This window comes from Streptomyces sp. NPDC041796 (assembly GCF_055590785.1).
The window spans coordinates 1-5202 of record NZ_JBVJAH010000069.1; the positions used below are offsets into that span (position 1 = coordinate 1).

Sequence of the window (5202 nt, forward strand, 5' to 3'; positions counted from 1 at the left end):
CAGCAGCCTCGGCTACCGCAGTCCCGCCGAATACGAGACTGCCCTGGCGGCCTGACCACCACACCGAAGGTGTCCGCCAAAGCGGAACAAGCTCATTCGTCCTGTGCTGGAGGGTGGAATGGGCTGGTCAGCAGGTGTGGTGACGAGGCAGGGCCCCTCGTCGTTGGCGTGGTGATCTCACTCAGCACACCGGCGACCGAAAGGGCCCTGTTGGTTCCGTATCCTGCCACGCTCGACGTCTCGCACGAGCTGGTTGAGCATGTCGCCTGGCTGCTGTACGAGCACCGCCAGGCCCGCAACACCCGCTGGCGCAAGCCCGGCTGCTTCAAGCAGGCACTGCTCACCCTGGTGCACCTACGGAAGAATGAGACGTTCTCGCAGCTCGGAGCCGGTTTCGGGATATCCCAGGCCACCGCCTGGCGGTACGTTGACGAGACCCTGGACGTCCTGGCCGGCTGGGCACCCGGCCTCCACGAAGCCCTCACCGGCCTCGGTGAAGGCGACCACGTCATCGTGGGCGGCACCCTGATCCCCACCGACCCCATCGCCGCCGACGAGCCGTACTACTCGATGAAACACAAGAAGCACGGCATGATCCCTGCTGCCAGCGGTGCGAGATGCCTACTTGTTGCCTCGTCAGGGAGCAGAGCGTGGCTGTGTTGGGGGCCCAGCCTTGCGGCAGTGCCGGTCGAAGCTGGGCGCTGCTGAGCTGGGCACTGTCACCAGCGTCGCATGAGTTGGCGCATTCGGGGGTGGAGGAACGGGGGATCGTGTCGCATCAGCAGCAGAGCAGCCACTAGGCAGAATAGGACTGCCAAAGAGGCCACCATGCTGGTATTTACAGCCCACTGATGCGGCGTTGCTTCCCATAGTTGATCTCCTCTGAAGTCTCTGCTCGACGGCTGCGTGAGCATGGCGGAGAGATGAGTGGTGGAACTCTGAGCTGCGATAGCCCACCTGGACGGCATAAGCCACGCAACCTGTTCCATCCCGGGATTGTCGTAAACCTTGAAGATAATGCCTGTAGACATGTCTTGGAGGACCGCGAAGAACACGAGGAGCGGCATGACTTTCTCTGTGGTTCTCACTGCCGCCGAAATAGCAAGGCCAGCCGTCATTGAAGCAAACGCCAGGAGCATGAAGACGAAGGTTATTTCCACGCTGCTCGTATGCGGGAAGATCTGACCGGTGGCAGGAAGTTTACGTGCGCTGAGGCCGATAGCGCAGAGAAGCAGCGTCTGCACGGCGGTGATGGCACCCAGTACAACCACCTTGGAGCATAGGTAGGCTGTGATGGATACCCCGGCGGCGCGTTCGCGTTCATAGATGTGCCTTTCCTTGACTAGTTCCCGCACCGAGTTCGCCGCTCCCATGAAGCATGCGCTGATAGCCAGACAGGCCAGTATGGTGCCGGCGTGTGTGTTGCTTCCCTGTCCGCCTGGACGAAGCCCGGACGGGGCTGGTATCACCATGCTGGCGAGGCCGAGGGCAATGGGAAGCAACAGCATCAGGGAGAGGAAACCCCGGTCAGCCGATAGAACGGATATGTAGCGGCGGGTAAGAGTTGACAGCTGGCGGCCAATGCCGGGGTAGTCAGCGTCTGGAGCGGGGGGCATGCTGAGGTACCTGGTCGGTAGGGGCGCTGCACCCGTAGTGCCGTGCCCGGCGACTGCAGGTGGCTCGAAGCTTCGTAGAGCGCGGAACAGGCTTGACCATGTTTTGTAGCCCAGGTCATCTAAGATGCGGGCTGGGCTCCCGGAGTGCACCACTTTGCCACCCGATGCCACGACTAATACCTGGTCAAATAGATCGATCTCCGCCACGGAGTGGGTTATTACGGTGATCGTTCGATGGCCGTTGGCGAGCTTTCTGAGAAGCTGCATCACATCGCCATCCAGTCCAGGGTCTAGTCCAGACGTGGGCTCGTCCAGAATGATGATCGATGGCTGAGCGAGAAGTTCGCCAGCGAGTGCCACCCTCTTCCGCTGGCCGGCCGACAGCGATGATATCCGGTGGTCGGAATACTCCGAGAGATCGAGATTACTCAGCACCTCCCGGACGCGATTTGTCCGTTCAGCTGCACCGAACGCATGTGGAATTCTCAGTTGTGCTGTGTACTCCAGCGAGGACCGGATAGTCAGCTGCTCATGCAATGCATCAACCTGAGGGACGAACGCTATGTCCCGACAAACGTCACGAAACTGGGTTCTAGCGTCACGTCCACGCAAGAAGAGTTTGCCAGATTCTGAAGCAAGGGATCCGGCAAGGAGCTTTGCTAGCGTGCTCTTGCCGGCGCCTGAAGGTCCAATGATGGCCGTTAAGGAGCCCTCAGGAATGCGGAAAGTGGCGCAATCAAGGAGGGTCTTGCCAGAATTTCTCCCTTGCACCGAGAATGTCAGATCTTCTGCCGATACAGCAGCACGTGCATCGCGTTCCTCTGATCCCTCGGCTTCCACGCGGCTTGCGATATCGTGTGACAGGGGGGTGCGGAATTTAGTCATGTTGCCGTTACCCGAGTAGCGAACCTGCTGCTGCGGAACCGCGCCTTTCATACGCGGCGAGGGATCCTCCATAGAGGACGAGGACGCCACTCCAGAAAGGTTCCCGCTCTCCTCAAGGTATGGATGGCAGTACACCAATGGGCCGTTCGATGGATCTGCCAGACGAACCCTGAGTCCAGCAGTCAGCTGGACTGTTGTCACCTTTATTCCTTCTATGTAGCTGCCGTTGGTGCTACGGGGGTCCTCAAATATCATGCGCTTCTTGTGGCGATATATATTGGCATGATGCCACGATATGCGCGGGTCTGAGAGTGGAATGTCACAATCAGGATCCCTGCCTATGGTAAGGATCTCCTGATCCGGCAACGGCCATGCCCTTTCGTCGACAAATAATTGAAAAGCAGTCTCGTACTCTGTGTCGCCATTTCGCATCATGACTCCCTTCTCGTCGCCGTGATTACTTCGTCACCCAATAGGCCCCAGCGTGTACAGATCCATACACATCATGGGGGACCCATCCCAATTTGGCGGTGAGTCAGCTCACACACCCCCTTTCAGTAAGGTTACGGGCGCGTACCGTAATACAGGTTCGACAGCGACGAGACATCCGAATAGAAGCCAGCTGGGTCGGTCACGGCGCAGGCCAGGAACGGTGCAATAGGGGTCATTGCCTTGGTTTACTGGCGCGTTGAGAGCCGAGTCGCTGTCGGTGGAGACCCCGCTGCGAGTTCGAATGGCTGGCGAAGGTTGTGCCGGAGCAGGCGGGAACGGTCCTCGGCGGATGGACTCGCCACGCTCGGTCGGGTGCTGATCGTGGCTGGAGGGAGCTCACCATGCTGAGCTCGCCGCACTCTTCGGCGTCTCGCCCCTGACGGTGTGCAGGTAATCCAGCACATGCGGCCACTTCTGACGATCGAGCCAGCGTGCCGTCCGACCGACGCGGTCGAACGGCTCTGGATCGAGGAGCAACACTCTCATCTCAATCTGGGGCCAGAGAATCGCGCCTCCTTGCAGAGCTGCTGGTTCTCGGTGAAGTCCGGCATCGTCGACGCCAGCCTGGCGATAACGGCGGCCAGGCCGGTGCAAAGGGCCGTGGTTACTCGTTCAAGTCGGCGAGCCAGGTCCGGATGTCGTGTTCGCGCGCCTGGACGGAGCGGTGGAGCTTATTGGGGCGAACCACCGGTCCACGAGGTTCAGCCACGACAAGCGGGTGAGGGTGGAGTGCAGGTGAAGCGTGGATATGCGGCCGGCTACATCCGTTTGATGCCGCGAAGGCTGGTGCCGCCCTCCAGGCTCGCCTGCACAGTACGAACAGTGGGCCACAAGCTCGAGGCGGGGACGGTCTACGGAACGGCATCGTGCAACTGTGGCCTGCTGTCGGTTGAAGGGGGCTGTTTCGGCCAGGCACCCCACCTGGCCAGGTAAGAGGCGTTTACATTTTCACTGTGCGATGCTGTCGTCTGCTCCATGCCGAAAACACACCAGAGCTCCATCCGTAGCGCTCACCAGACACGGCGCATAGGCGCCGCTATCGCTGCCGTCATCCTCACCACCGCTGCTCAGCCGGCCCATGCATCTGCCACACACTGCGAGCCGGTCCGGGTTCTGTCCTGGAACATCTATCACGGCGGCAAGAACACCGAACTCGGCGGCGAGAAGAACTTCAAGCTCCTCCTCGATCAGCTCACCGCCATCGCACCCGACGTGTTCTTCTCCATCGAGACATACGGCTCTGCCGAGGAGATCCGATCCGCTCTCAGCACTGGGATCGGCAAGGGAGAGTACCGAGCTGTGCGGATCACCTCCAGCAACAGCGACAACCTATGGATCTTCACTCGCTACAAGGTCGTCGAGACCTTCCCAGCCCCCACCGGCTCCGTCGTCAATGACTTCCATTTTGGTGGCGCGCGCGTGGAACTGCCGACCGGACGCCGCATCAACCTCTTCGACGCCTGGGTCTCCTACACCGACCCTTGGATCGGCGACATGATCGACACCAACGCCCGCGATGTCCGGGACGGCCGTCGGCCCACCTACAACGCCCGCAAGGTCGCCCAGGCCGAAGACGGGGCTCAAGTACCGCAGCTTCAGGACATCGTGCGCACGCAACTACCCAGGATGCTCGGCGACAACCGAGATCCCATACTGCTCGCCGGCGACCTCAACACCCTCCCGGCTGACGACTGGAGCGCGAAGTGGGCCAACTGCCCCAGCCACTATGGCCTGAGCTACGAGCTGCAGGCCACCAGGCTGCTCACCAAGGCAGGATTCCGTGACACCTACCGCGAAGCTCACCCAGACGCCTGCACCCACCATGGCAGGACCTGGAGCCCACACCCAGACTACGTATCAATGATCACTCCAGACCGGATCGACTTCATTTTCGCCAAAGGGACGTCGCTACGAGTAAACGGCGCCTTCACCATCGACAAACGCCTCCCACACCATGACCCAGGCCCCTTCTACTCCGACCACGCCGCAGTCGTCACAGACCTCGAGGTGGACTGAGACATCTCAAGCCTTGTCACCAGCCAACTCGCACCGGCGCGGTGAAACCGGCCTCCGAGGTAACGGCCGACTGGCATGGGCGGTCCGCCCGACGCGGGCTAGGGCCTGTCTGACAATCTCCGTCGGATCAGCGAGCGCCCGCCTGGCCGGCAGCCCGGAGTGACCACCCGGCGGGCATTGCCGGGCAGGACCT

At 61.0% G+C, this 5202-nt stretch carries 2 protein-coding genes and 1 pseudogene; 2 read left to right on the forward strand and 1 reads right to left on the reverse strand.

Annotated features, from left to right (window positions below; translation table 11 throughout):
* Positions 1–168: 168 nt before the first annotated feature.
* Positions 169–594: pseudogene (locus ACZ6C1_RS38540) on the forward strand (transposase family protein); the annotation flags it as partial.
* A 125-nt stretch (positions 595–719) separates the two neighbouring features.
* On the opposite strand, the gene ACZ6C1_RS38545 reads toward ACZ6C1_RS38540, so the two are convergent.
* Positions 720–2936 carry an ATP-binding cassette domain-containing protein gene (locus ACZ6C1_RS38545; protein ID WP_469247695.1) on the reverse strand — a complete coding sequence of 739 codons (2217 nt, stop codon included), beginning with the start codon at positions 2934–2936 and terminating at the stop codon, positions 720–722.
* A 1032-nt stretch (positions 2937–3968) separates the two neighbouring features.
* Between ACZ6C1_RS38545 and ACZ6C1_RS38550 the strand changes: the two genes are divergently transcribed.
* Positions 3969–5009 (forward strand): endonuclease/exonuclease/phosphatase family protein, encoded by a 1041-nt coding sequence (locus tag ACZ6C1_RS38550; RefSeq protein ID WP_469247696.1) that lies wholly within the window; start codon positions 3969–3971, stop codon positions 5007–5009.
* Positions 5010–5202: the final 193 nt, after the last annotated feature.